This is a genomic window from Mycobacterium sp. MMS18-G62, from assembly GCF_053877835.1.
Map to the genome: position 1 here is coordinate 4,674,429 of NZ_CM132662.1, position 24,777 is coordinate 4,699,205.

The following is a 24,777-nucleotide window of genomic DNA, read 5'->3' on the forward strand; positions in this document are numbered from 1 at the left end:
TGTAGCCGTCGATCGTTGGAGTCGGGTATGACCGATGTTGCCGTCATTGGAGCCGGCCCTGCAGGCGTAGCGGTGGCGGTCAGCCTGCGAGACCGGGGCGTGCGACCGCTGCTGATCGACCGGGCCGACGAAGTGGGTTCGGCGTGGCGCGGGCGATACGACCGGCTCAAGCTGAACACCGGCAGACCGTTTTCACACTTGCCGAATCGGCGGTATCCACGGGGAACCCCGATGTTCCCCAGCCGCGACGACGTCGTCGCCCACCTCGACCGGCATGCCCGTGAACAGGGAATCGACTTGCGGTTGGGCATCGAGGTCGAGCGTATCGATCGCCGCCGCGACGGATGGAAGCTGTCGACCTCGGCAGGCGATATCGACGCCCGTCAGGTCGTGGTGGCCAACGGCAATGCGCACACTCCGCGGTTGCCACAATGGCCTGGGCAGTTCGCGGGCGAGGTGCTGCATTCGTCGGCGTACCGCAATCCGGAGCCCTTCCTGGGCCAGAACGTGATGGTGGTCGGCTGCGGCTCATCGGGTATGGAGATCGCACACGATCTCGCCACCGGCGGAGCGGCCAAGGTGTGGCTGGCGGTCCGCACTCCGCCGAACATCATGCTGCGGTCGCTGCCCGGTGGGCTGCCGGGCGATCTGATCGCGCGTCCGCTGTTTCGGGCACCGGTCCGGATCTCCGACGCGATCAGCCGCAAGGCGCGTCTCGCGGATCTCGGCGATCTCAGCGAATTCGGATTGCCTATCCCCGACGAGGGCCTGTTCTCGCTCGTGAAGCGCCTCGGCCAGGTGCCCGCGATCGTCGACATGGACGTGATCGACGCGGTCAAGGACGGATCCATCGCAGTGACCGCGACCGTCGACTCGTTCGACGGCGACAAGGTCGTCTTGGCGGACGGATCCCGGCTCGACGCACACGCCGTCGTGCTTGCGACGGGCTACGGGCGCGGTCTGGAGCCGTTGGTCGGACACCTCGGCGTGCTCGACGCGAACGGCAAGCCGGTCGCTCAGGGCCACCGCCCTGCGGCGCAGGGGCTGCGCTTTCTGGGCTACGACACCCGGCCGTCGTTGATCGGCTACATGGCCAAGCAGTCCAAGCGGATGGCCAAACGGATCGCCAACGAACTGCGCTAGCCGAGATACTCCGACTCCAACACCAGGTCGCCGAGCAACGTCTGGTACTCGACGTGGGTCTTGTGCTCGACGGTGTTCCACAGCTTGCCCTGCTGCTCGCGCATGTACTCGCGGTACTTGGGCGCGCCGGGAATCCGGACGTTGTCGGCCACGACGATCGAACCCCGATGCAGCCAGCCGCGGTCGAGGATGCTCTGCAGATCCGGCAAGTACGCGGCCTTGTCGTGGTCGATGAACAACAGGTCAACGGTGCCTTCAGCGAAACCATGCTCGGTGGCAAGCGCTTGGAGCGTGCGGCCACCGTCGCCGATGGTCCCAACCACACACGTGATGCGGTCATCGACGCCCGCGTGCCTCCAAATACGCTGGGCCACTTCGGCATTCGCGGCGGCGAATTCGACCGAATACACCGTGGCCGACGGCGCCGCACGGGCAATGCGCAGCGAACCGTAGCCGCAGTAGGTGCCGAGTTCCAGGGCGATGCGAGCGTCGGCGCGGCGCACAGCGGCGTCGAGCAGTGCGCCTTTCTCGTCGCCGACGTTCATCAACAGTGACTTCTCGTACGCGAACTTGTCGATGGTTGCCAGCACGTCGTCGATGTCACCGCGGCGGGCATGCGCCTCGACGAACGCGGCACACGCCTCCTCGCGGCCGTCGCCGATCTGACCGCTCTTGAGGAAGCCCGGCATCCCCAGCGCGCCTCGCCACAACGACCAGCGAAGGAACGGCAACCGTGTCTTCAGGCTCATGGCTGCCACCCTAGGCTTCGGGCCAGGCAGATTGGTTACAGGTTGCCCGCGGGTCTGCCAGACCAGGAAAGCGCGCACCGTTAAACTTGCCCGGATGTTCGCGATGTCTGTGGGTTGTCTGACCAGCGATGGTCGGGTATGACCGACGACGGAGCGAGCGCCGGAACGGCAGACACCACGAGTCTGACCGGCCGCCCGCCGCGGACCATTCCCGAGCCCAAGCCGAAGAATGTGCACGGGCCCGCCAAGGTCATCGCGATGTGCAACCAGAAGGGCGGCGTCGGCAAGACGACCTCGACGATCAACCTGGGCGCCAGCCTCGCCGAGTACGGCCGCCGGGTGCTGCTGGTGGACCTCGACCCGCAGGGCGCGCTGTCGGCGGGGCTGGGCGTGCCGCACTACGAGCTCGAGCACACCATCCACAACCTGCTGGTGGAGCCGCGGGTATCCATCGACGATGTGCTGATCCACACCCGGGTTCCAGGTATGGACCTGGTGCCCAGCAACATCGACTTGTCGGCCGCGGAGATTCAGCTGGTCAACGAGGTGGGCCGCGAGCAGTCGCTGGCGCGCTCGCTGTATCCGGTGCTGGACCGCTACGACTACGTCCTGATCGACTGCCAGCCGTCGCTCGGCCTGCTCACCGTGAACGGGCTGGCGTGCAGCGACGGCGTCATCATCCCGACGGAGTGCGAATACTTCTCGCTGCGCGGGCTGGCCTTGCTGACGGACACCGTCGACAAGGTGCACGACCGGCTGAACCCGAAGCTGTCGATCAGCGGCATCCTGATCACCCGCTACGACCCGCGCACCGTGAACTCTCGCGAAGTGATGGCTCGTGTGCTGGAGCGGTTCGGCGACCTGGTGTTCGACACTGTCATCACCCGTACGGTGCGTTTCCCCGAGACCAGTGTCGCGGGCGAGCCGATCACCACGTGGGCGCCGAAATCCGGTGGGGCCGAAGCGTATCGATCGTTGGCACGCGAGGTCATCGACCGGTTCGGCGCGTGAACGCAGAAGCAGAACCGGATCAGCAGACAGGCTTCCAGGTCCGGCTCAGTAATTTCGAGGGCCCATTCGATCTGCTGTTGCAGCTGATCTTCGCGCACCGCCTCGACGTCACCGAGGTGGCGCTGCACCAGGTGACCGACGAGTTCATCGCGTACACCAAGGCAATCGGTCCGCAGATGGAGCTCGATGAGACGACGGCGTTCCTCGTCGTCGCGGCCACGCTGCTGGACCTCAAGGCCGCGCGGCTGCTGCCGGCGGGCGAGGTGCACGACGAGGAGGATCTCGCGCTGCTCGAGGTCCGCGACCTGCTGTTCGCGCGGCTACTGCAGTATCGGGCGTTCAAACACGTCGCGGTGATGTTCGCCGAGCTGGAGGCGGCGGCGCTGCGCAGCTATCCACGATCGGTATCGCTGGAGAAGCGCTACGAAGAGCTGCTGCCCGAGGTGATGATCGGCGTCGACGCCGAGGCGTTCGCGCAGATCGCGGCGACGGCGTTCACCCCGCGACCGGTGCCCACCGTGGGCACCGAGCATCTGCACCAGGTCGTCGTGTCGGTGCCCGAACAGGTCGCCAACCTGATGTCGCTGCTGGAGAGCCGCGGGATCGGGCAGTGGGCGTCGTTTCGCGACCTGGTGGCCGATTGTGCGGCGCCGATCGAGATCGTCGGCCGGTTCCTGGCGCTGCTCGAGCTGTATCGGGCCCGGGCGGTAGCATTCGAACAATCAGAACCGCTTGGTGTGCTCCAGATTTCGTGGACCGGCGAACGGCCAACCAATGACCACCTGGCGGCGGAAGTAGACCAATATGAGTGATGACGTGCCCACCGAGATTCCCACGGACTTGGACCTGGGCATCGACGTGGCAACCGCGCCTGAGCTCGAGGATTCCGAACTAGGCGCGGCGCTCGAAGCTCTGCTGTTGGTGGTTGACACGCCCGTGACCGTGGATCAGCTCGCCGTGGCGACCGAGCAACCGGCGTACCGGGTCGCGGCCAATCTGCAGCTGATGGCCGAGGAGCTCAACGCCCGCGAGAGCGGCATTGATTTGCGTGTAGCCGGCGGGGGGTGGCGGATGTACACCCGCGCGCGGTTCGCGCCTTATGTCGAGCGTCTATTGCTCGACGGCGCCCGCTCGAAGCTGACCCGGGCGGCGCTGGAGACATTGGCCGTGGTGGCGTACCGGCAGCCCGTGACACGGGCGCGCGTCAGCGCGGTGCGGGGCGTGAACGTAGACGCGGTGATGCGCACGCTGCTGGCACGCGGGCTGATCACCGAGGCGGGCACCGATCCCGATACAGGCGCGGTGACGTTTGCGACGACGGAGCTGTTCTTGGAACGGCTGGGGTTGACGTCGCTGGCCGATCTGCCGGACATCGCCCCGCTGTTGCCTGACGTCGACATGATTGACGATCTGAGCGAAACCCTCGGTGAAGAACCACGTTTCATGAAGCTCAGCGGTGCACCGGCCGCCGACGCGCCGATGTCGTTCGACGTGGACCAGGAGTGAGATGACCGACTCCGAGGGCGTGCGTCTGCAAAAAGTGCTGTCGCAGGCCGGAATTGCGTCGCGCCGGGTCGCCGAGAAGATGATCCTCGACGGCCGTGTGGAGGTCGACGACCGGGTCGTCACCGAGCTTGGTACGCGCGTCGACCCGGAAGCGTCGGTGATCCGCGTCGACGGCGCGCGCGTGACGCTCGACGACACCTTGGTGTATCTGGCGATCAACAAGCCGCGGGGCATGCACTCGACGATGTCCGACGACCGCGGCCGGCCGTGTGTCGGCGATCTGGTGGAGCACCGAGTTCGAGGGAACAAGAAGCTTTTTCACGTCGGCCGTCTCGATGCTGACACCGAAGGACTGATGCTGTTGACCAACGACGGCGAGTTGGCGCACCGCTTGATGCACCCGTCGTTCGAAGTGCCGAAAACCTACCTGGCCACGGTGACCGGCAAGGTTCCGCGGGGGCTGGGCCGAAGGCTGCGAGACGGTGTCGAGCTGGATGACGGGCCCGCGCGTGTCGACGATTTCGCGGTGGTGGACGCGGTGCCCGGCAAGAGCCTGGTGCGGGTGACGTTGCACGAGGGACGCAAGCGGATTGTGCGCCGGCTGCTGGCGGAGGTTGGCTTTCCGGTGGAGGAATTGGTGCGAACCGATATCGGTTCGGTGTCCCTGGGTGATCAGCGACCTGGCAGCATCAGGGTGTTGAGCCGCAAGGAGATCGGCGAGCTGTACAAGGCGGTGGGTCTGTGAGCGGGTCGCTGGTGATCGCGATTGACGGGCCCGCGGGAACCGGGAAGTCTTCGGTGTCACGGGGTTTGGCACGATCGCTAGGCGCGCGCTATCTGGACACCGGCGCGATGTATCGCATTGTGACGCTGGCGGTACTGAGAGCCGGAGTGGCTTTGGAGGACACGCCGGGGATCGAAGCGGCCGCAGCAGATGTACCGCTGTCGGTCGGCTACGACCCCGACGAAGACCGGGCTTACCTTGACGCAGAAGATGTTTCGGGTGAAATCCGCGGCGACGAGGTAACCAAAGCGGTGTCGGCGGTGTCGGCCGTTCCGGCCGTGCGTGCGCGTTTGGTGGGTCTTCAACGCGAACTGGCCGCAGGCCCGGGAAGCGTCGTCGTCGAGGGCCGCGATATCGGCACGGTGGTGCTGCCCGATGCGGACGTGAAGATCTTCCTGACGGCGTCGGCCGAGGAGCGGGCGCGACGGCGCCACGACCAGAACATCGCGTCGGGGTTGCCTTCTGACTACGACGCGGTGCTGGCCGATGTGAAGCGGCGGGACCATCTGGACTCGACGCGTGCGGTGTCGCCGTTGCGGGCGGCCGATGATGCATTGGTGGTCGACACCAGCGACATGACCGAGCCTGAGGTCGTCGCGCATCTGCTCGAGTTCGTGAAGCAGCGCGCCGGGGCGTCGCGATGACCGACGGAACCTGGTCGGAAGAAAGCGATTGGGAGCTCGGCGCGGAAGACGTCGCCGAAGCTATCGAGGAAGCCGCTGCGCCGCCGCCGGTGGTGGCCGTGGTGGGCCGGCCGAATGTCGGCAAGTCGACTTTGGTGAACCGAATCCTGGGTCGCCGTGAGGCGGTCGTGCAGGACGTGCCTGGAGTCACCCGTGACCGGGTCTCGTACGACGCGTTGTGGTCGGGGCGACGGTTCGTCGTGCAGGACACCGGCGGATGGGAACCGGACGCAAAGGGCCTGCAGCAGTTGGTGGCCGAACAGGCATCGGTGGCGATGCGCACTGCGGACGCGATCATCTTTGTGGTCGACACGATCGTGGGCGCGACGACGGCCGACGAGGCGGCGGCGCGGTTGCTGCAACGGTCAGGCAAGCCAGTGTTCTTGGCGGCCAACAAGGTTGACACCGAACGCGCTGAGGCCGACGCCGCAGAATTGTGGTCGTTGGGGCTGGGGGAGCCGCATCCGGTCAGCGCGATGCACGGCCGCGGCGTGGCGGACCTGCTCGACGCGGTGGTCGATGCGCTGCCGGCGGTGTCGGAGATGGCATCCGGCGGGGGAGGTCCGCGTCGAGTTGCGTTGGTGGGCAAACCGAATGTGGGCAAGAGTTCGTTGCTGAATCGCCTTGCCGGCGATGAACGTTCGGTGGTGCACGATGTCGCGGGCACCACCGTGGACCCCGTCGACTCGCTGATCGAAATGGACGGCAAGATTTGGCGGTTCGTCGACACGGCTGGTTTGCGCCGCAAGGTCGGGCAGGCCAGCGGGCACGAGTTCTATGCATCGGTGCGAACGCATGGTGCGATCGACGCGGCCGAGGTGGCCATCGTGCTGATCGACGCGTCGCAGTCGTTGACCGAGCAGGACCAGCGGGTGTTGTCGATGGTGATCGAGGCGGGCCGGGCGCTGGTGCTGGCGTTCAACAAATGGGACTTGGTCGACGAGGACCGTCGCTATCTGCTCGATCGAGAGATCGACCGTGAACTGGCGCAGCTGCAATGGGCGCCGCGGGTGAACATCTCGGCGAAGACGGGCCGGGCGGTGCAGAAGCTGGTGCCGGCGTTGGAGACGGCCCTGGAGTCGTGGGACACGCGGGTGTCGACGGGTCGGCTCAACACGTTCTTGAAGGAGGTCGTCGCGGCTCACCCGCCGCCGGTGCGTGGTGGCAAGCAGCCGCGCATTTTGTTCGCGACCCAGGCGACTGCGCGGCCGCCGACGTTCGTCTTGTTTACGACGGGCTTCTTGGAGGCCGGGTATCGCCGGTTCCTGGAGCGGCGGCTGCGCGAGACGTTCGGATTTGAGGGCAGCCCGATCAGGATCAACGTCAGGGTGCGGGAGAAGCGGGGCGCGCGCTCTCGCTAGGGTTGCACAAGTGCCCGTCATCGACATGATCCTGATCGCGTTGGCGGGCGTCGGAGCAGGTGCCATCAACGCCGTCGTCGGCTCGGGCACGCTCATCACATTCCCCACACTGGTCGCGCTGGGGTATCCGCCGGTGACGTCGACGATGTCGAATGCCGTGGGTCTGGTCGCCGGCAGCGCATCGGGCACTTGGGGCTATCGGCGCGAGCTTCGGGGCCAGTGGAACCGGTTGGCATGGCAGCTCCCTGCATCGCTGACGGGCGCGGCGCTGGGCGCATGGCTGCTGTTGCACCTGCCGGAGAAGGTCTTCACGCAGGTCGTGCCGGTGCTGCTGATCATCGCGCTGATCTTGGTAGTGGTCGGGCCGCGGATTCAGGCGTATGCACGCCGGCGAGCCGAGGAGGCGGGCAGGTCGGCGGAGCACATTTCGCCGGGGCGGATGGCGACGTTGGTCTTCGCGACGTTCGCGATCGGGGTCTACGGCGGATACTTCACGGCGGCGCAGGGCATCATGCTGATCGCAGCGATGGGCGCGCTGCTGCCGGAGGACATGCAGCGGATGAATGCGGCGAAGAATCTGCTGTCGTTAGTCGTGAATATCGTTGCGGCGGTGGCCTACACCGTCGTCGCGTTCGACCGGATCAGCTGGCTGGCAGCGGGATTGATCGCGGCGGGGTCCCTCGTGGGCGGGTTCTTGGGGGCACACTACGGCCGGCGGTTGTCACCGAATGCACTGCGCGGAGTGATCGTCGTGGTGGGCTTGATCGGGCTCTATCGACTCGTGACCGTTTAGTGAGGCGCCTGGGGTTTGCGGTAGGCTTTCGAGTCGCTGCCGGCGATCCCGGCAGCACCGCGGGCTGTGGCGCAGTTTGGTAGCGCACTTGACTGGGGGTCAAGTGGTCGCAGGTTCAAATCCTGTCAGCCCGACCAAGGTCAGAAGCACTTTCCGGAGCTCGGATGGTGCCTATATCCATCTGATACCCCAATGCGTACCCCATCGCCCTGACGTTCGCAGGCGTCCGCTGGTTTTCGAATCGTCGGCGTCGGCTTTAAGGAGGTGGTGACGATGCTGAAGCTCAACTTGAGTTCCACCCGGAGGGTTCACCGCCCCTTCGCTCGAAGCGCTTCGAGCTGCTGCCCTTCGGTTATCTCTGTCTTAGCTGCTTAGACCGAGACGCCCGGCGACTTACTCAATGATCCGACGAGGAACGTTGGCGAGCACGGACGTCAAGAGGAGCTCGAACGCTCGATCGTCTTGTGACAGTGCGGCATCAGCGAACCCGCCGTCATCGGCGTCTTCCACCACACGTACTGCGCTGTGCCTCTGCGCCAACCGCGCTAGAAGTACCGAACCCCGGACGAGCTCCGAGACGGCCGAGTAGGTTTCCTGAGCCGTATGCTCATCGAGCCCGCCTTCGATCATGCTGGCGATCGCTTTCTTCGTCTCCTGTGCGCCGAGCCGTCGGGCCAAAGGGCTCAGGGCCCCTCGAATGAGTATCAGATCCGTCAACACCGGATTACCGAGGAACGTCTGCCGCACTCCGCGGGCGTGCTCCATCAACGACTCGCGCCAATCGTCCGACTCGACAAAGGCCGGCAACCCGCTGCGGCGCAACGCGCGATCGGTCATGGCGTCGAGAAGCTCTGACTTGTTGCGAACGTGCCAATAGATGCTGGTTACCCCTACGCCCAGCGATTTGGCGACCAATGGAATGCTCAGCTCGTCGATTGATGCGTCTGCTGCTACCGCGAAGGCGGTCTCCACGATCGCGTCCGCGGTCAGCGAGCCTCGGGCTCGTCGGCGAGATTGTCGCCGCGGCGTTGCACCTTGCACCTCCACCTTCTTACTCCCGCCAGATCGCGCGAACGCCTCGCCGCTGCCTCATCGCGTCCTGATCGGCACCTTGGCCCACCCCGCGCAACAGGTCGTCGTCGATCTCGTAATCGAACGGGTCGTAATACACGTCAACGGTTTTCGGCTTTGTCATGTCAGCGGCGGGTTTGGCGGGTGACGATCGAGGGACCGGCCAGTGGCTCGGGCACGAGTCCGGGCGGGGCATCGATGACCGCAGGTATCGCGTTGATCGCTGCCATCGCCGTTGCAGCGACGCCGGGGTTGGTGGCGTCGTCTTGTGCCGGGTCGAGACGGAGGTCGAGGGTCATGTTGGGGTTTCCTTCGATGCGGAACACCATTCCGCCCCGGCCGGGTTGCGCTGGACGTGGCCAGGTGTCGGGCCACGGTGTCGAGGTCACCGTCGCGAAGTATTGAACCGACACCACGGGCCGCTCGTCGTGCATCGCGGCCAGCTGCCAGCGGTGAGCGCAGATCGTGTTCTCCGGGATCACGCCGAGCGCAGTGTCGAGGTCGTGTGGGGCGAGGATCGTTTCCCAGTGCAACGCCACCCTGTCGACGTCGACGGACAACGTGTCGGCGATGTAGCGCACGACGGGTTCCCAGTCGTTGTTCACCTTGCCTACCGCAATGCGGATGGGAACGTGGCCGTCAGGTTTTCCGAAACCCATCGACTCATGGAGGACTTCCCAGATCGGGTAGGCCAAGTCGAGGTCGAGCGCGTACTCGTCCATGCGGTAGGAGTCGATCACACCGGCACCCGACAGCAAGGCGGTCGGCAGGTTCAGGCTCACGAAACCGGGTTCGCACCCCGTCGCGTAGAAGGTCGCGCCGCCCTTGCGAGCCGCACGCTCGATCGGATCGCGCCATTTGGCAGGGGCTGCTTGCGGATACACCATCGGGATCGCGGCGATGGTGACGACGTTGATGCCGGCTTCCAGGTAGCCGACGATGTCGGCGATCACCTCGTCTTCACGTCGAACGGCTGTCGCGCAGTAGGCGACGCAATCCGGCTTGGCATCCAGAACTGCCGCCACGTCGCCCGTCGCCGCGATGCCCACATCGGGGCGGCCGCACAGTTGACCGGCGTCGGTGCCGATCTTCGTCGGCGACGACACCTTGACCCCGATCAGGTCCAGTGCGGGGTCGTCGATGATCGCGCGGAGTGCCACGCTTCCGGTCATGCCGGTGCCGACATGAACCACGCGGCGCTTATCGGTGCCAGGAGCTGAAGTCACAGGCATTGCCTTTCGATGAGTAGCGGACCGTACTTACTGTAGATATAACCAGTAAGGGTTACCAGTAGACGGTTCAGTTCGGCGGGCGGCGATCGAAGGGTGCGATCGAGGTGCTGAAGCGGACCATCGTCATCACCGGGGCGAACGACGGCGTCCAAGACAAAGGCGGTCGCCGAGGAGCTCGAAGCCGACTACATCTGCGAGGATTTCGCGGCGGCGTTACCCGCGAATCGACGTGTCGGCCAGTAACGCCGGAACATGCGGGCGGCCTGGGGGTCAAGTGGTCGCAGGTTCAAATCCTGTCAGCCCGACAATGGTCAGAGGCGACTAGCGGCGAACGTTGCGGCCTGGTTGACCATCCCAGTCTCGATGTATGCAACGTGCGCGCGCATGTCCCAGCCGTCGGAGCAGATCGGATCGTTGGGCACGCACAAGTCAATCGTCTTGGCCGCGTAGAGAGCACCGATCGTGGGCAGCGGTCCGGGGGACAGTGAGTCCGCGAATGCACTCTTAGGCGCCCCAAACAGGGCGGCGGCAGCGACATGGTTGGCAATCTCGGGTGGCATTGCCGAGGTGGATAGATCTATGACCCCTGCGCCTTGGGAGTATCCGCCGAGCACCATGCGGGTATTGGGGCAATTCGCGGCCACCGACTGGATGTGGGCGCTCGCGTCTCTTGCGCCGGCGGGTGTGCTGGTGTCGAAATCATTGCTCGCCGGGTAATCGACGGCGTACACCCCAACAGATCGCCCAGCCAGTTGCGAACCAAGCGCGTCGACAAGCGCCTGTCCGACACCGCCCACACCGGGCGGCTCGGTTGTGCCTCGCGCGAACACGATCTCGACGTCAGGGCACGGCTCCGCAGCTGCCGTCGGCAGGTTCATCATTGCAATCGGCAATGCCGATCCCGTCGCCACCAACGCCCCGACTAATCGTGTGACCCGGTATGCCTTCGATGTCTCCATGTCCGTATGTCGCACGACGGCACACAGATGTCACACGTCCGTCGTCCTGCTAGCCGCCCGGGCAGGGTCCTGGAATCCACATGTTCCAGCACATACCGGGAGGTGGAGGCAGTCCGGGAGGCGCAGGAGGCGGCGGAGCTGCAGGCGGCGGGGGATTGTCACCCTCCCAGACGTCGCTGGCATTGTTGGGGCCCTCGGGAACATTGCCGGCGCCCTCGGCCACCCTGTACCAGGTGTGGCAGACATTCATATCCCACTCGACACCCTGGTATGGCCCACCCCGGTCCATGTACAGGGAATCCCCTGGGCACCACTGATTTGGGCCGTAGCCGCACGGACCCCAGGCGCCATTGCACGCCTGCGCGGTACCCGCTACCCCCAAACCGGCCACACCCAGACCACCAGACACCAACGCAGTTGTTGCTAACCCGATGAAGACTCGGTTCATCGTTCTTCCTTTCGCCGCTGCCGGCCCGAGGGCAGTCACGGAAAAGGTCGCGGCAAACGCCTTGGAGGATTCTGCGGCGCAGCTCAGCCTGGTTGAGACTCCCTCATTCGATGATGATGAACCCTCAGCAGGCTCGAATAGCCAGAAACGCGCAGCCTGTAAGACCGCTGTGGACAACCTGGCAACTATCGCGGCGACTGCGAGTCAGGCCAGCGGCTGAACTGGTGCGGGCGGCGACACTGGGGCAGTGGGTCCGGGCAAGGGCCCCGGCGCCGACGGCAGGTGCGGTGATGGCCCGGGGGTCGTCAGAGGTGCTTGCGCCGCGAGCGGCGAGGTGGCCGCGCTCTCGGCAGGCGGCGGCGGCGGCACCACCACATCGGCTGCCCAACTCGCCTGTAGTTGACGAACGACGAAATCCGCCGCCTGGTCGACCATGCCGGACTCGACGTATTGGTTGTGCGCCGAGAAGCTGCGCCCGTCCGAAGTGCAGACGAGGTCGTTGTCCATGCACAAGTCGATCGTCTTGGACACGTACTCGGGACCGATGGTGATTGAGGGTTCGCGGATCGCACGCATGAAGCGCGTCGACGGTTTTCCGAAGAGTGCAACGGCTGCGATGTGGTTGGCCACGTCGGGCGGCATCGGCGCCGGCACATCCGCAGGCGAAACACCATCGGGCACAGCGTTCGCCGTCATGAAGCCCATCACCGCAGCACCTTGCGAGAACCCGCCGAGCACGATCTTTGTGTGAGGACAGTTCGCCACCGTGGCAAGCACATGTGCGCGCGCGTCGGTGATCCCGTCGATGGCGGTGGGGAAGTCCGTGGTGGCAGGGTAGTCAACCGCATACACCCCGACTGACTTCGCGCCGACGCGAGCGCGAAGTGAGTCGATGAATGCCTGTCCAGTGGGACCAACGCCAGGATCTTCGGTGGTTCCACGAGCGAAGGTCACCTCGGCGTCGGGGCATGGCACGGCTTGCGCGGGGGGCATCGATGCAATCGGCATCGCCCAAGTTGCTATTACCGCGGCCCCGAGCGCTCGTCGACCCCACGTGCGCGCCGGCCCCGGTACCGATGACCTGCTGTGACCGACCAGGTCGACAGCATCGATTACTTTCGCCTCAGACATAGCCAACCTCCCCGACTGTCACAGTTGTCAACTATGTCGTCAGACAGGCGCGAACTATTACGAACCCAATCGATTCTTAGAAAAACTGAATACACCGACCGCTCGCCGGCGGACGTCAATAACTCATGCCCGAGTACATCAATTCATCAGGATCGAACTTCTGCCGAATGGATTTGAGCCGCGCCAGGTTGTCACCGTAGTAGCGCACCGCCGGCGTATCCGGCTCGACGTAGTTGACATAGCCGCCCACCGAATTCGCTTGCACCGCATGGTGTGCACCGGTCAACCAGTTCGTCGCAGTTTCGATCGTCGGCGTCTCTGTGTACCACTGAATGCAGACCGCCTGGCGTCGCCACGGGAAGGCGGTGTCACCCGAATTCACGTCCCGCACGGCTCCAGACAGCGACTCGATTACCGCAGTCGCGGAACCCGCTTCGTGCGGCCATGCCGAGGTTGCTGCGACGATCGATTCGGCTGCCCCAGTTGTCATTTCGCCGACGATGTCGGATCCCGCGACGAACGCCCGCGGCTGAGCAGCATCGGCACCCCCTTCGAAGTAGTGCACGAAATCCATGCGGCTCAGCGTTCGACTCGTTGTCGTGATCGGCCGGACGCCGATCGCAGCGCTGAGGTCGCGGGCGGTGCCCGGCCCGTCGCGAGGCGGAGTCGCCAACACGATAATGCAGCCACCGGAGCCGGAACCCACGGTGACGTTCACCATGCCCCAGATCGCCCGGTCGGCAGTGTCCAGCCAGTCGTGCCAGCCCACTATTGCCTGCTCAACCGATCCCTCCGGGAATTTCAGCGTGACGACGTCCCGGTCCGTCGTGGGAAAGGTGCGGAACGTCAACGACGTGACGACGCCGAAATTGCCGCCTCCGCCGCCCCGCAGTGCCCAGAACAGATCGGGATGGTTATCCGCCGATGCGGTGATCGCTTCGGCGCTGGGCAGCACGATGGAGGCCGACACCAGCGCGTCACATGTCAGACCCGATCGCCGGGCATCCGACCCGAGCCCGCCGCCCAGCGTCAAACCGGCCACGCCGACCGTCGGGCAGCTGCCGCTAGGAATCGATCGACTATGTGCTGCTAGCGCCGCCTGCACCGAATCCAGTTCTGCCGCAGGAGAAATCGTCACGTGGCCAGTGGCCGCGTCGTAGGTGGTCCCGCCCTGCAGCCGGCGTAGATCGACAACCATTGCGCTGTTGGCCGCTGACGCACCGACGTAGGAGTGTCCGCCACTGCGTGCGGCGATCTTTATGCCGTGATTCGCAGCGAAATCGACTGCCTTCTGCACATCGCTGATCGAATGCACCTGGACAACCGCTGCCGGTGCGGAATTCGAAAAACGTGTGTTGAAAAGGGCCTTCGCCGCCCCGTACTCGGCACTGGAGGGCAGGATGACTTGTCCGTCGATCGCATCGTCGAGGACGCTCCAGTCCTGCCGACCGGAGTCCGAGGGTGGCGTCTGCGAGCCAGACGTCTCGGTTCGCCGGCACGATCCTAAGAGTGCAGCGGCGGCAACCGCGCCCAGCGCGCCACGAACAAATTTCTGACGTGAGACTTTCCGCGTCACGAGTGAAGCGGCTCAGCCCGTTGCTACGCGACCTGCCCGAAACGATGCCCCGCCCGTGAATGGGCGCCGCGCGATGGCCGCGGTCGACGCAGGGCGATCATCGACCCCGTCCTGACGACACCTAGTGGCCCCGTGCCGGCGAAGCGCGCGATGCCCGAACTCCGCGCCGCCATCGCCGCTTTGGCCTGGCGGTAACCGACCCGCATCCCGGCCGCGCACGCAATCACCAGGGCAGCGAGACCGGGCAGAGCGAGAGCGGCGAGCGCCGACAGCGAAGCCGGCACCAGGATGGCGTCGATCGTGTGTTCCAGGAACGACTTCACACCTGTCGGACTGGCGCTTTCGGGCGCTAGTGTTTCCGCCCCCGAAATCGCGAAATCTCGACTCAATGCGGCGGTCTCGACGTCGAGCACTTTCACAGGCGCGGCGCCGTCACCGAGCGAGGGCATGCTCCAACGATCAGGAGTCGGCAGAGCCGCCGGCGGCATTGGATCCGGTGGCCCCGGGGCCACGACGGTCGTGAACGACCCAAGCGCGTGTGAGCGGCCCAAAACTCCGGTAGCCGCGGGAGCGTCTCCGGAAGCAGCCAGCAAGTTGAACAGATCGGATGGCAGTTGCGTGACCAGCGGCACGAACGCATCGCCAACCGTGGTGAGCATGGTCTGAAGCGACGCGATGACGTCGGCGACAGGGGTGGGAGAAGTCGGAAGCCCCGCAAGCACGCCTGGAACCGACTGGGCCACCATCACGACGGTGACCACCGCATTGGCAATCGGCTCGGCCACCTTAGATGCGGCAGCGGTTCGATCGAGGGGCGGCGGGGGGATTGTCGGCACGGATGCGGACACGTTTGCTTTTTGCTCGACCGTCTTCGAATCGGAGCCCAGCTTCGACGTTGACGCGACTACGTCCGATGTCGACGCGGCCTCGGTGGAGACGTCGGCGGGTTTTTCCGCCTCCTTCTTGACGTCCTCGACCTCGGTGGTCTCCGGCTTGGTCACGGGAGGCTTCGGCCCGGCTTGCTGACCTGGCCTGGCAAGTGAATTAAGCAGCGTGTTCGTTACGACGCGCTGGATTGTCTCTTTCAGCGTCTTTTGGAAGGTGGAGCTTGCACTCGCGACCGGTGCGCTCGCGGCCGGCCCGCTCGTGGCCGACGCGCTCGCCGGGCTGGCGTCCTGACCACTGCTGTCAGCACCCTGGCTCTGTGAGGATGAACCGCCGGAATCGGTGTCGGCTGAGGCGACCCCTGCGCCAGCACTGCCGATGAGCAGGCCGGTAGACAGCAGGAAGACCCCCGCTGCGAAGCGCAAATGCGTCGAAATCAGGATCTCCTCACGCCAGCAAGGAACTCATCGGCAGGTTATTAACGCCGATTGTCGCATACTCGGTCTACCAGCTACCACAATTTTGCTTCGGAAATCGGGCCAGAATATTTCACAGCAAACCCTTAATCCGACACCTAGTGCCACAGAACCTTTGCGGGGCCCTGTACTCAACCGTCCCGTGTCACAGTCGCTTTCGTCGATAGGTACTCCCACCGCCATTAGTTACACGAAGTCGGGCCTATGTGGAGTTCACCATGCGTTCCCTATTGGTTGATGAATGTGCTCGGCGCGCGTTACAAATGCGAACCACCGCATTCAGACGGGCATCCCGGTTTGCTAGCTAATACTAACGCCTACGTAACACGTGGTGTTTACACAAACAAGGCTCATGCATTGCCGATCTAGTTAATAGAACCGTCTGCCCTGCAGCCGCTTCTTAGAGACGACCAGCCGCGAAAGCCGCGGCGTCGTTGGTCATGCCGTTGATGCCATAAAGGGCATGCGCCATGGACGGGCCGCCGCCGGGATCGCCGTTGCAAATCGTGTCCGCGGGGTCGCACAACTGGATCGTCTTGGGAACATAGAGCGGCCCGATCACCACAGGCGGCGCCCCGTAATTTCGCATCCACTGTTCTGACGGCATGCCGAACAGCGTCACCGCGGCGACATGGTCAGCCACCGACGCTGGCATCGGCTCCGGTATGAACGGCCGGTATTCGGCGGGTACTGCGTCCGGAATGGCGGCCGACGTGACGAAACCCGACACGACGGCGCCTTGGGAATAGCCGCCGAGCACCATCCGGGTTTTGGGACAATTCGCGGCCGTGGCCTCGATATGGGTACCCGCGTCTCTGATGCCGTCGACGACGGTCCTGGCGAAACCGATGCGGTCGTTGAAGTCACCGCTCGCCGCGTAGTTGACCGCATAGACGTCAACGGACCTGCCGCCGGCCTGCGCGCGCAATGCATCGACGAATGTCTGACCGATTCCGCCGATGCCAGGTGGCTCGCCGGTCCCGCGCGCGAAGATCACCTCGACGTCGGGACATGGTTGCGCGGACGCAGTCGGATGGGGCAAGACCCACCAGGCCGCAAAGGCAGCCAGTACTGCAGCGACAAGTTTGATGACCGTCATATCTGATCCACCACTCAATTGCGAGGCTGCGTCCTTGACGTCCACACCTGGCCGTCGAAGTACCGCATCAACGTCTGATCGTTCTGGTCCGGATACCAGCCGGGCGCCAGGCCGCTCGTAGCCACAGGTGGTTGCACGACAGGCTGCTCCACCACCCGAGGTTCGGTGTACACCTCACCCCTAGGCGCGAACACTGCCTTCACCACCGCGACCACCGCCGCGATGATGAGGAGGACGACCACAAGCCAAATGAGCGAATTCAGCGAATTGAAGACCTCGGTCATCGTGACACCTCTTTCTCGTGTGTCCAACGCCGCGGTCCTTGTACCCTTGCCACCTGTCAGCCAAACGCGGGCTCCTTAGCCCAGGCGGCTTGCGGCAAACGCCGCGGCTTGGCTCGGCATCCCGGACTGCAGGTATTGAACGTGCGGCCCTGAAAACATTTCGTCTTGCTGCGGCGGCGACATCCCGCCGCCCGGGGTACAGACCGGATCTCCGGTGTTACACAGGTCGATGGCCTTGGGCCCGTACAGAGGGCTCACGGCGGTAAGCGGCCCCACATACCTTGCCGCGGGGTTTCCGAAGAGGGCGACCGCGGCGACGTGGTCAGCGACTTCGGCGGGCATCGGCGCAGGTGTGAAGCCCGCGATCGATAGGGGAATGGCCGTGATCAGGTCGACCACGAGCGCGCCTTGCGAGTATCCGCCCAGGACCATCTTGGTGTTTGGACACGCCGCGGCCGTGGCTTGGACGTGCGCACTCGCATCGTTGGCGCCGGTGGACGCGGATGCCGTGAAGTCCTCGGTGGCGGGGTAGTTCACCGCGTACACCCCGACCGATTTGCGCCCGGCCTGGGATCGCAACGAATCGACAAACGCTTGCCCGACCCCGCCGATGCCGGGCGGCTCGGTCGTCGCACGCGCGAACACCACTTCGACGTCGGGACACTCCGCAGCAAACGCGCTGGGAACATCGATCGTCGCATTTGCCAGCGCCGCACCGGCTGTCACCACCGCGGCGCCGTCCAGGAAACGAGCGACCTGGCGCGCGCTCATGGGTTCATGCTGACACATCCCAGCAAGCTGGGGACTTTATCGGCTGTCCGAGGTGTGACATCCCGCACGAAGACCGGTATGGCGTTTGGTCCGCGGCTGATCTTGGGAACACCTCCGCACAACCTCGACGTGAGGCCGAACGGAAGGACAGTGCGATGACAGAGAAGAACAGCGGACCCGAAGAAGCCGTCAAGGGCGTCGTCGAAGGCGTCAAGGGCAAGGCTAAAGAGGTGGCTGGAGCCGTCGCTGGTCGCGACGATCTCTTCCGCGAAGGCAAGGCCCAGCAGGACAAGGCCGACGCCCAGCGCAACGCGGCGAAGAAGGAAGCCGAAGCCGAGAGCGCCCGCGCCGCGGCCAAGACGGCCGAACAGCGGCAGAAGTCAGAACAGCCGACCTAGCCCTTTCGACACGGAAGGCCCACGCACACCAGCGTGGGCCTTTGGTGTCGTTAATCCCTGACGGCGACGGTGATCAGATCCGACAAGAGCTGCGTCCACAGGGGCCGTCGGACCCGGTGCTGGACGGTTACGCGGAATCCGGCGCCTTCGAAAAGCCCACGCAATTCCGACGGCGACGGATTGTGCGACGGATTCAACCGGTTGGCGAACAGCCGCTGCAGGGCCTCCGGTTGCGGCGCGCCAATCGTGGCCACCGCGGCCAAACCTCCGGGGGTGAGTACCCGGTGGAACTCGCGAAGCGCCGCAGGCTGATCGAAGAAGTGGAACGCCGATGTCGTCACCACGGCGTCGAGGGTGCCGTCATCGAACGGCAGGTGTTCGGCCGGCCCCTTCATCCACCGCACCACCGACGACCGGGCCTTGGCTTGCGCCAGCATCCCGTCGGACATATCGACCCCGTACACCTCATCGAGGCTCAGCTCTCGCGCGATACGGTCCGCGAGAATGCCTGTGCCGCATGCGATATCGGCGACGGCCTGAGCTCCGCTCGCTCGTAGCGCGGCGATCACCTCGTCCTGCGCAGGGCGGTAGACCCAGTGCTGCAGGATCGGCAGGTCATACACCGGAGCGGCGATACTCCAAAACCGGGTTACCGCCTCGTTCAGAGTTCGGCGAGGCGCCGACGTCACCAGTTCCAGACGCCTGGGTCGCTAGGCGGGTACTGCGCGCAGATGTCGGTGCCGTGTGCAGCGACACCCTTGTTGTTGAAGAACAACTTCGCCCAGTTCGGCCAGTTCCACGCCAGTTGTTCGTAGAAGGCGTTGGTCGCGGTGTCCTCCGAATATTGCCGCCGTCCCGCATAGTCCATCGAGAAGAACCAATAGATGCGGTCGCGGGCGGCCTGCTGAACGTCTGGCGACTTGTTGTTGTAGTCGATCATGTAGCGCTCGTAGTAGACCGGGTCGCTGTCGCGCACAGCGGCCATGTACTGGTCGACGGTGCACGTGGTCTTCAGTATCCGATTCGGGATCGGATAGTCGTCGGTCGCGTCCGCCGAGGCGACGGCCGGAAGGGCCATCGCCGCAACGCTTATCGCGGCCGCCGCGACACTCGCCTTCATCAACATTTCTGACTCCTTACTGTTGCGCGGCGGCTTCGAGGATTGGCAGCTTGTCAGGGCAGTAGGTGCGCAACGCAGCACCGAGGAACTGCCATGCCTGCTCGGTGGTGCTGCCCTTCTGCAGCTGCAGGAAGATGAACTTCGCTGACTTGTCGGCATCCTGGTCGACGCCGTTGTAGAGCCGCTTACAGGCGATCTTGGCGATCCAGGCGTTGTAGTCCTTCTGGCCGTAGATGCCGTACGAGTGCAGCTCCTTGGCGAAGTCGGCGTCGGGGTCGGCGTGCGCCGGCGCGGCAAAGATCATCGCAGGAGCAATCGCCGTGGCGACGATTGAAGCGATTCGCATTCCCTTCATGACATCCCTATCTGATTGGGCCCGTGGGGTTTTCATCGACCGGGCCGCCGCTCGGGGCGCCGACGCTCACTGGCTCAGCCGAGTGACGCGGCGGGTTGGGCCATGGCACCGGCTTGGGCCGCATCCGCACATTCTGCGGCCACCAGAACCACCGGCCCATCATCGCCGCGATCGACGGTGTCATGAACGATCGGATCACCAGCGTATCGAACAACAAGCCCAGTCCGATTGTCGTGCCGACCTGGCCGACCACGACGAGGTCCGATACCACCATCGACATCATCGTGAACGCGAACACCAAGCCGGCAGACGTCACCACCGCACCGGTACCCGCCATCGACCGAATGATGCCGGTCTTGATTCCGGCGTGGATCTCTTCTTTGAACCGAGACACCAACAACAGGTTGTAGTCCGAACCCACTGCCAGCAGGATGATCACCGACATCGCCAGGATCATCCAGTGCAACGGCATGCCCAGGATGTGCTCCCAGATGAGTACGGATAGCCCGAAGGACGTGCCCAACGACAACAACACCGTGCCGACGATGACCGCCGACGCGATCACCGCTCGGGTGAGCAACAGCATGATGATGAAAATCAGGCACAGCGAGGCTATTCCGGCGATCAGCAGGTCCCAGTTGGAACCCTCCTGCATGTCCTTGTAGGTCGACGCCGTACCCGCCAGGTAGATCTTCGAGCCTTCCAGCGGCGTGCCCTTGATGGCCTCGAAGGCCGCATTCTTGATCTGCGGGATCAACTTGATGCCTTCAGGGGTCGCGGGATCACCCTCGTGGGAGATGATGAACCGCACGGCATGCCCATCCGGCGACACGAACATCTTCAATCCACGCTTGAAGTCCGCGTTGTCGAAGACTTCCGGCGGCAGATAGAACGAGTCGTCGTTCTTCGAGGCATCGAAGGCCTCGCCCATCGCCGTCGAGTTCTCCTGCATGGCCTTCATCTGGTCCTGCTGGCTCTTCTGGCTCTGATACATCGTCAGCGTGATGTGCTGCATGCTCCGCATCGTCTCGATCATCTGCGGCATGATCGCGACCATCTGCGGCATCAGCGAATCCAGCCGCTCCATGTCCGGCATGAGGTTTTGGATGTCGTCGGTCATCGTGTCGATGCCATCGAGAGTGTCGAATACCGAGCGGATCGACCAGCAGATCGGAATGTCGAAGCAGTGCGGTTCCCAGTAGAAGTAGTTGCGCAGCGGACGGAAGAAGTCGTCGAAGTTCGCGATGTTGTCCCGCAATTCCGCGACGTCGAGCGTCATGTTCTTCATCTTGGTGACCATGCTGTGCGTGGTGGCCGCCATCTGCACCGTGATGTTCTGCATCTTCTCCATCGAGTCGATGGAGGTCTGCATGTCATTGGCCTGCTTGAGCATGTTGGCCATGACTTTGTCCATGTAGTCCTGATTCATCTGCTGGGTGGTGCCCTGCATGCTGATCAGGAATGGAATCGACGTGTGTTCGATCGGTGTGCCCTCTGGCCGGGTGATCGCCTGCACCCTACCGACACCCGGAATGTGGAAGATGCTCTTGGCGATTCGGTCGACGACCAACATGTCCGCCGAGTTGCGCACATCGTGGTTGGTTTCGATGAGCAGCATTTCGGGGTTCATCCGGGCCTGCGGGAAGTGCCGGTCCGCCGCGGCGTAACCCTGGTTGGCCGGGATGTCCGGAGGCAGGAATATGCGGTCGTTGTAACTGGGTTTGTACGACGGCAGCGCGAGCAGACCGACCAGCGCCAGTGCTACCGACGCCGCGAGGATCGCCCCGGGCCAACGCACCACCGCGGTGCCGACGCGGCGCCAGCCGCGAGTTTGGGTGGCCCGCTTGGGATCGAACAGACCGAAGCGACTGCCGATGGTCAGCAAGGCCGGCGCCATGGTCAGCGCCGCCGCGACAGCGACGAGCATGCCGATCGCAAGTGGAATACCCAGCGTTTGGAAGTACGGCAGCCTCGTGAAGTGCAGGCAGAACGTCGCACCCGCGATGGTTAGACCGGACCCCAGAATCACGTGGGCGGTGCCGTGATACATCGTGTAGAAGGCTGTTTCGCGATCTTCGCCCGCATTACGCGCCTCGTGGTATCGACCGACGAGGAAGATGGCGTAGTCCGTTCCTGCGGCGATCGCGAGCGTCGTGAGCAGGTTCACCGCGAACGTCGACAGCCCGATCAGGTCGTAATAGCCAAGGGCCGCAACGATTCCCCTCGCGGCCGCCAGTTCGATGAACATCATCACCAGCACGAGTAGCACCGTGATGATCGAACGGTAGACGAATAGCAGCATCACGAGGATGACCACGATGGTGAGCGCGGTAATCAGTTTGAGGCTCTTGTCGCCGGCGTGGTGCTGGTCATTGGTGAGCGGTGCGGGGCCGGTGACATAGGCCTTGATCCCCGGCGGCGGCGGTGTGCCGCTCACCATGTCGCGGACGGCCTGCACGGACTCGTTCGCCAGGCTTTCGCCCTGATTTCCGGCCAGGTTGACCTGGACGTAGGCGGCCTTGCCGTCTCCGCTCTGTGCGCCGGAGGCGGTCAGCGGATCGCCCCAGAAGTCCTGAATGTGTTCGACGTGCTTCTTATCGGCTTCGAGTTTGTCGACCAGACCGTCGTAATACTTGTGCGCCGCGTCGCCGAGAGGTTGGTCGCCTTCCAGGACGACCATCGCCGAGCTGTTGGAGTCGAACTCCTTGAAGTCTTTACCGATGCGCTGCATCGCTTCGAGCGACGGTGCGTCGTTGGGGGCCAACGACACCGCGTGCGCCTCGCCGACCTTTTCCAGCTGCGGGGCAATGACGTTCACGAGGACGACGATCGCGATCCAGCCCAAGAAGATGGGCACCGAGAACAGGCGGATGAACCGCGGGATGATCGGATGCGCGCCGACGTGGGTGTTGCTCATGCGTTCTTCACCAGGCAGAACGTCTGGGCGGCCACACCGTCAGTGGTCCTCTCGTCCTTGACCACGCCGTCCACGGTGATTCGGCAGGTGATGCTGTCACCGTCGCCCTGCGCGACGATGTTGGGGGTGGCGGCGGGAGCGGTCGTCGTCAACGTCAGCTCCCAGGGCATCGACGTGTTCACCACCTTCTGCGGTTTCGCGTCGAGGTCGAGGTAGTTGATCGTCGCAACCGATCCCGTGCCGAAGATCTCGTACTTCACGACCTTGGGGTTGAACGGTTCCGGGTCGTTGACCAATCCGGCGCCAGGCTTCGTGAGCACGGTATGGCCGAAGAAACCGCGGAAGCGGTCCACCACGAATGCCGCTACGGCCACCACCAGCAGGATGACCAGAACGACCCAGAGGCGCTTGGCTAAACGCAACATCAGACGATTCGCCCCTGACTTCCCAAACCCATGAATGCCCTCTTCTGTGCCGGTCGCACGCAGTTTCAGCCTTAACTTAGCCGGTATAACTTCTCACCGCGAAACAGATTAGCTCAAGTAATTGTGTTGCTGGTCACCTCCGCCTCGCCGATGCCGGTTGGATCACCGTTCTCGCCGGGAACTGGTTCCGGTCGGTCCCATGAGGGCATTTCGAAGCGCTCCAGGCAGCGATTGATGAAGGCCTTGGCTTCTTCGTGCCCGCGGGTGATGCCCAGCCCCTCTTCGTGATGCACCATGCGCGCCAGGCCGCCCATGATCATCGAAATGACGACCGGAGGAAACAACTCGAGGTCGATGCCGCGGGCCTTCAGGGCCAGCGTCATCGCACCCTCTTCCAAATCGCGGAAACGCATTGCGTACGAGGCAATTTCGCTTCGAATCGCCTTGCGATGATTGGACATCGCCAAGAACTCGGTGAACAACTGCGCGTCGTGCGCACTGCTGAGTTCCCACAACTTGTGAAGTGGTTGGGCGTCGGCGATCGCCTGCCGCTGGCGCTGCAGATTGTCCTCGGCGTTATGGCGCAGCACGGCCACGAACAGGTCGTCCATGCTCGGGAAGTAGTAGTGCACAAGAGCGGGCTTGACGCCTGCCTTGGCCGCCACCCGCCGCGAGGTCGCCGCGGCGTATCCCTCATCAAGCATGATTTGGGCGGTCGCCTCGATCAGCGCCTCCCGGGTAGCCTCGCGACCTACCCTTGACCGCTCGTCAGCGCGGCTGCTCGACATAGGCGGAGCCTAACGTTTGGGCGATCGCCCAACAACCCGAGAGCGCGAGAAACCAAAATTGTGCTCGCCCCACGCTACCGGCGAGTAACACCCACGGTGTTTGCTAAGGAGCGATGTGCGGCGTCCTTGCTCCGCGGCCGACGTGTGGAACGTCGCCGTGCGGGGGAGGATGACCACATGGTGAAGCCCATTGGTCGACTGATCACCGCCGTGACGCTCGCCTTCGCCCCATTGGCGGTCGTGACGCCGGCGCTCAGCTCAGCACAACCCCTTGCTTGTGAGAACGGCTACTGGTGGGACCCGGTCGCCGACGTGTGCCAGCCCCCGGTCGTCCCGCCGCCGCTGCTATGCGAGAACGGTTGGTGGTGGGACCCGGTGGCCAACGTGTGCCAGCCGCCAGTGGTGCCGCCGCCGCCGCTGTGCGACAACGGTTGGTGGTGGGACCCGGTCGCGAACGTGTGCCAGCCGCCGCTGATACCGCCGCCTGAGTAGCGTTTGCGGGTCAGCCCTCCGGGGCTTCGGCCGGGAGCGCAGCCGCGAGGTGGTTCAACACCTCATCGAGCGCCCCGGCGCGGTCCGCCCCGTCCGCGAGCTTGCGTCCGACGGCGCAACCCATGACGAACGCGGACAGCGGAGTCATCTTGCGCTCCACACGATGCGCGACATCGCGGGCCGCATCGAGGAGCCGCGTCGTCTCCGCCGATGACAATGGCTCCTCGCCAAGGCCACGCGCCAATTCTTCGAGCCAGTCGTCCATCGTTGCCTCCCGGTAGACACGTCCCTGTCCAGTTTCGCGCACCAATCGCTGAAGC

29 protein-coding genes and 1 tRNA gene are annotated in these 24,777 nt (G+C 64.3%); 11 read left to right on the plus strand and 19 right to left on the minus strand.

All coding sequences use genetic code 11. From position 1 onward, the window contains the following. The first annotated feature begins 27 nt into the window (after nucleotides 1–27). Complete coding sequence (locus ACWW36_RS23230) at nucleotides 28–1,143, plus strand: flavin-containing monooxygenase (protein WP_456138306.1); 1,116 nt, start codon at nucleotides 28–30, stop codon at nucleotides 1,141–1,143. Here the strand turns inward: ACWW36_RS23230 and ACWW36_RS23235 are convergent. Next, a complete protein-coding gene (locus tag ACWW36_RS23235) occupies nucleotides 1,140–1,892 on the minus strand; it encodes an O-methyltransferase (RefSeq protein WP_456138307.1) in 753 nt (250 codons plus the stop codon). The two genes, ACWW36_RS23230 and ACWW36_RS23235, sit on opposite strands and share 4 nt — an antisense overlap. Before the next feature lie 138 nt (nucleotides 1,893–2,030). Here ACWW36_RS23235 and ACWW36_RS23240 point away from each other — a divergent pair, with 138 nt between their 5' ends. The 8 genes from ACWW36_RS23240 to ACWW36_RS23275 all read left to right on the plus strand — a co-directional run bounded on the left by ACWW36_RS23240 (nucleotide 2,031) and on the right by ACWW36_RS23275 (nucleotide 8,167). Then, nucleotides 2,031–2,903: a ParA family protein gene (locus tag ACWW36_RS23240; protein WP_456138308.1), complete on the plus strand. Its 873-nt coding sequence runs from the start codon at nucleotides 2,031–2,033 to the stop codon at nucleotides 2,901–2,903. Next, entirely contained in the window at nucleotides 2,900–3,715 is an 816-nt protein-coding gene (locus ACWW36_RS23245; RefSeq protein WP_456138309.1) for a segregation/condensation protein A, read from the plus strand. The genes ACWW36_RS23240 and ACWW36_RS23245 overlap by 4 nt, the downstream gene beginning before the upstream one ends. Next, nucleotides 3,708–4,409, plus strand: coding sequence for an SMC-Scp complex subunit ScpB (gene scpB, locus ACWW36_RS23250; protein ID WP_456138310.1), 702 nt, complete (start codon nucleotides 3,708–3,710; stop codon nucleotides 4,407–4,409). The genes ACWW36_RS23245 and scpB overlap by 8 nt, the downstream gene beginning before the upstream one ends. A gap of 1 nt (nucleotide 4,410) precedes the next feature. Next, nucleotides 4,411–5,154 carry a pseudouridine synthase gene (locus ACWW36_RS23255; protein ID WP_456138311.1) on the plus strand — a complete coding sequence of 248 codons (744 nt, stop codon included), beginning with the start codon at nucleotides 4,411–4,413 and terminating at the stop codon, nucleotides 5,152–5,154. Next, nucleotides 5,151–5,837 carry a (d)CMP kinase gene (gene cmk, locus ACWW36_RS23260; protein WP_456138312.1) on the plus strand — a complete coding sequence of 229 codons (687 nt, stop codon included), beginning with the start codon at nucleotides 5,151–5,153 and terminating at the stop codon, nucleotides 5,835–5,837. Before ACWW36_RS23255 ends, cmk begins: the two co-directional genes overlap by 4 nt. Further along, nucleotides 5,834–7,237 carry a ribosome biogenesis GTPase Der gene (gene der, locus ACWW36_RS23265; RefSeq protein WP_456138313.1) on the plus strand — a complete coding sequence of 468 codons (1,404 nt, stop codon included), beginning with the start codon at nucleotides 5,834–5,836 and terminating at the stop codon, nucleotides 7,235–7,237. The genes cmk and der overlap by 4 nt, the downstream gene beginning before the upstream one ends. 25 nt (nucleotides 7,238–7,262) lie before the next feature. Further along, nucleotides 7,263–8,030, plus strand: a complete 768-nt coding sequence (locus tag ACWW36_RS23270; RefSeq protein ID WP_456142594.1) for a sulfite exporter TauE/SafE family protein — start codon at nucleotides 7,263–7,265, stop codon at nucleotides 8,028–8,030. Between the two features lie 60 nt (nucleotides 8,031–8,090). Continuing rightward, a tRNA-Pro gene (locus ACWW36_RS23275) sits at nucleotides 8,091–8,167 on the plus strand. Nucleotides 8,168–8,423: 256 nt separating this feature from the next. Here ACWW36_RS23275 and ACWW36_RS23280 read toward each other — a convergent pair. From ACWW36_RS23280 to ACWW36_RS23330, 11 genes are all read right to left on the minus strand, one after another. After that, nucleotides 8,424–9,002 (minus strand): TetR/AcrR family transcriptional regulator, encoded by a 579-nt coding sequence (locus ACWW36_RS23280; RefSeq protein WP_456138314.1) that lies wholly within the window; start codon nucleotides 9,000–9,002, stop codon nucleotides 8,424–8,426. A 79-nt stretch (nucleotides 9,003–9,081) separates the two neighbouring features. After that, nucleotides 9,082–9,225 carry a hypothetical protein gene (locus tag ACWW36_RS23285; protein ID WP_456138315.1) on the minus strand — a complete coding sequence of 48 codons (144 nt, stop codon included), beginning with the start codon at nucleotides 9,223–9,225 and terminating at the stop codon, nucleotides 9,082–9,084. A 1-nt stretch (nucleotide 9,226) separates the two neighbouring features. After that, on the minus strand, nucleotides 9,227–10,144 hold the full coding sequence (locus tag ACWW36_RS23290) for a dihydrodipicolinate reductase (RefSeq protein WP_456142595.1): 918 nt from the start codon (nucleotides 10,142–10,144) through the stop codon (nucleotides 9,227–9,229). Nucleotides 10,145–10,644: 500 nt separating this feature from the next. Further along, a complete protein-coding gene (locus ACWW36_RS23295; protein WP_456138316.1) occupies nucleotides 10,645–11,292 on the minus strand; it encodes a cutinase family protein in 648 nt (215 codons plus the stop codon). A gap of 49 nt (nucleotides 11,293–11,341) precedes the next feature. Continuing rightward, on the minus strand, nucleotides 11,342–11,740 hold the full coding sequence (locus tag ACWW36_RS23300; RefSeq protein WP_456138317.1) for a hypothetical protein: 399 nt from the start codon (nucleotides 11,738–11,740) through the stop codon (nucleotides 11,342–11,344). Nucleotides 11,741–11,944: 204 nt separating this feature from the next. Next, complete coding sequence (locus tag ACWW36_RS23305; protein ID WP_456138318.1) at nucleotides 11,945–12,748, minus strand: cutinase family protein; 804 nt, start codon at nucleotides 12,746–12,748, stop codon at nucleotides 11,945–11,947. A 238-nt stretch (nucleotides 12,749–12,986) separates the two neighbouring features. After that, nucleotides 12,987–14,447 (minus strand): FAD-binding oxidoreductase, encoded by a 1,461-nt coding sequence (locus ACWW36_RS23310; protein WP_456138319.1) that lies wholly within the window; start codon nucleotides 14,445–14,447, stop codon nucleotides 12,987–12,989. A 23-nt stretch (nucleotides 14,448–14,470) separates the two neighbouring features. Next, nucleotides 14,471–15,448: a hypothetical protein gene (locus ACWW36_RS23315; RefSeq protein ID WP_456138320.1), complete on the minus strand. Its 978-nt coding sequence runs from the start codon at nucleotides 15,446–15,448 to the stop codon at nucleotides 14,471–14,473. A 760-nt stretch (nucleotides 15,449–16,208) separates the two neighbouring features. After that, nucleotides 16,209–16,907 (minus strand): cutinase family protein, encoded by a 699-nt coding sequence (locus ACWW36_RS23320; protein ID WP_456138321.1) that lies wholly within the window; start codon nucleotides 16,905–16,907, stop codon nucleotides 16,209–16,211. A gap of 14 nt (nucleotides 16,908–16,921) precedes the next feature. Continuing rightward, on the minus strand, nucleotides 16,922–17,191 hold the full coding sequence (locus ACWW36_RS23325) for a DUF2510 domain-containing protein (RefSeq protein ID WP_456138322.1): 270 nt from the start codon (nucleotides 17,189–17,191) through the stop codon (nucleotides 16,922–16,924). 75 nt (nucleotides 17,192–17,266) lie between these two features. After that, nucleotides 17,267–17,962 carry a cutinase family protein gene (locus ACWW36_RS23330; protein ID WP_456138323.1) on the minus strand — a complete coding sequence of 232 codons (696 nt, stop codon included), beginning with the start codon at nucleotides 17,960–17,962 and terminating at the stop codon, nucleotides 17,267–17,269. 155 nt (nucleotides 17,963–18,117) lie between these two features. Here ACWW36_RS23330 and mbp1 point away from each other — a divergent pair, with 155 nt between their 5' ends. Then, nucleotides 18,118–18,360, plus strand: a complete 243-nt coding sequence (mbp1, locus tag ACWW36_RS23335) for a microaggregate-binding protein 1 (protein ID WP_456138324.1) — start codon at nucleotides 18,118–18,120, stop codon at nucleotides 18,358–18,360. Nucleotides 18,361–18,410: 50 nt separating this feature from the next. Here the strand turns inward: mbp1 and ACWW36_RS23340 are convergent, their stop codons facing one another. The 6 genes from ACWW36_RS23340 to ACWW36_RS23365 form a co-directional block, all read right to left on the minus strand. Next, nucleotides 18,411–19,049, minus strand: a complete 639-nt coding sequence (locus tag ACWW36_RS23340; protein ID WP_456138325.1) for a class I SAM-dependent methyltransferase — start codon at nucleotides 19,047–19,049, stop codon at nucleotides 18,411–18,413. Further along, the gene (locus tag ACWW36_RS23345) at nucleotides 19,046–19,486 is read right to left on the minus strand and encodes a DUF5078 domain-containing protein (protein WP_456138326.1); all 441 of its coding nucleotides are present in this window, start codon (nucleotides 19,484–19,486) and stop codon (nucleotides 19,046–19,048) included. The genes ACWW36_RS23340 and ACWW36_RS23345 overlap by 4 nt, the downstream gene beginning before the upstream one ends. A 10-nt stretch (nucleotides 19,487–19,496) precedes the next feature. Next, a complete protein-coding gene (locus tag ACWW36_RS23350) occupies nucleotides 19,497–19,826 on the minus strand; it encodes a DUF732 domain-containing protein (protein ID WP_456138327.1) in 330 nt (109 codons plus the stop codon). Between the two features lie 16 nt (nucleotides 19,827–19,842). After that, nucleotides 19,843–22,752 (minus strand): MMPL/RND family transporter, encoded by a 2,910-nt coding sequence (locus ACWW36_RS23355; RefSeq protein ID WP_456138328.1) that lies wholly within the window; start codon nucleotides 22,750–22,752, stop codon nucleotides 19,843–19,845. Then, nucleotides 22,749–23,177, minus strand: coding sequence for an MmpS family transport accessory protein (locus ACWW36_RS23360; protein WP_456138329.1), 429 nt, complete (start codon nucleotides 23,175–23,177; stop codon nucleotides 22,749–22,751). Before ACWW36_RS23360 ends, ACWW36_RS23355 begins: the two co-directional genes overlap by 4 nt. Nucleotides 23,178–23,290: 113 nt before the next feature. After that, nucleotides 23,291–23,965 carry a TetR/AcrR family transcriptional regulator gene (locus ACWW36_RS23365; RefSeq protein WP_456138330.1) on the minus strand — a complete coding sequence of 225 codons (675 nt, stop codon included), beginning with the start codon at nucleotides 23,963–23,965 and terminating at the stop codon, nucleotides 23,291–23,293. Nucleotides 23,966–24,142: 177 nt separating this feature from the next. Between ACWW36_RS23365 and ACWW36_RS23370 the strand changes: the two genes are divergently transcribed. Further along, nucleotides 24,143–24,457, plus strand: coding sequence for a hypothetical protein (locus tag ACWW36_RS23370; protein WP_456138331.1), 315 nt, complete (start codon nucleotides 24,143–24,145; stop codon nucleotides 24,455–24,457). A 10-nt stretch (nucleotides 24,458–24,467) separates the two neighbouring features. On the opposite strand, the gene ACWW36_RS23375 is transcribed toward ACWW36_RS23370, so the two are convergent. Further along, entirely contained in the window at nucleotides 24,468–24,722 is a 255-nt protein-coding gene (locus tag ACWW36_RS23375; RefSeq protein ID WP_456138332.1) for a DUF6457 domain-containing protein, read from the minus strand. Between the last annotated feature and the right edge of the window lie 55 nt (nucleotides 24,723–24,777).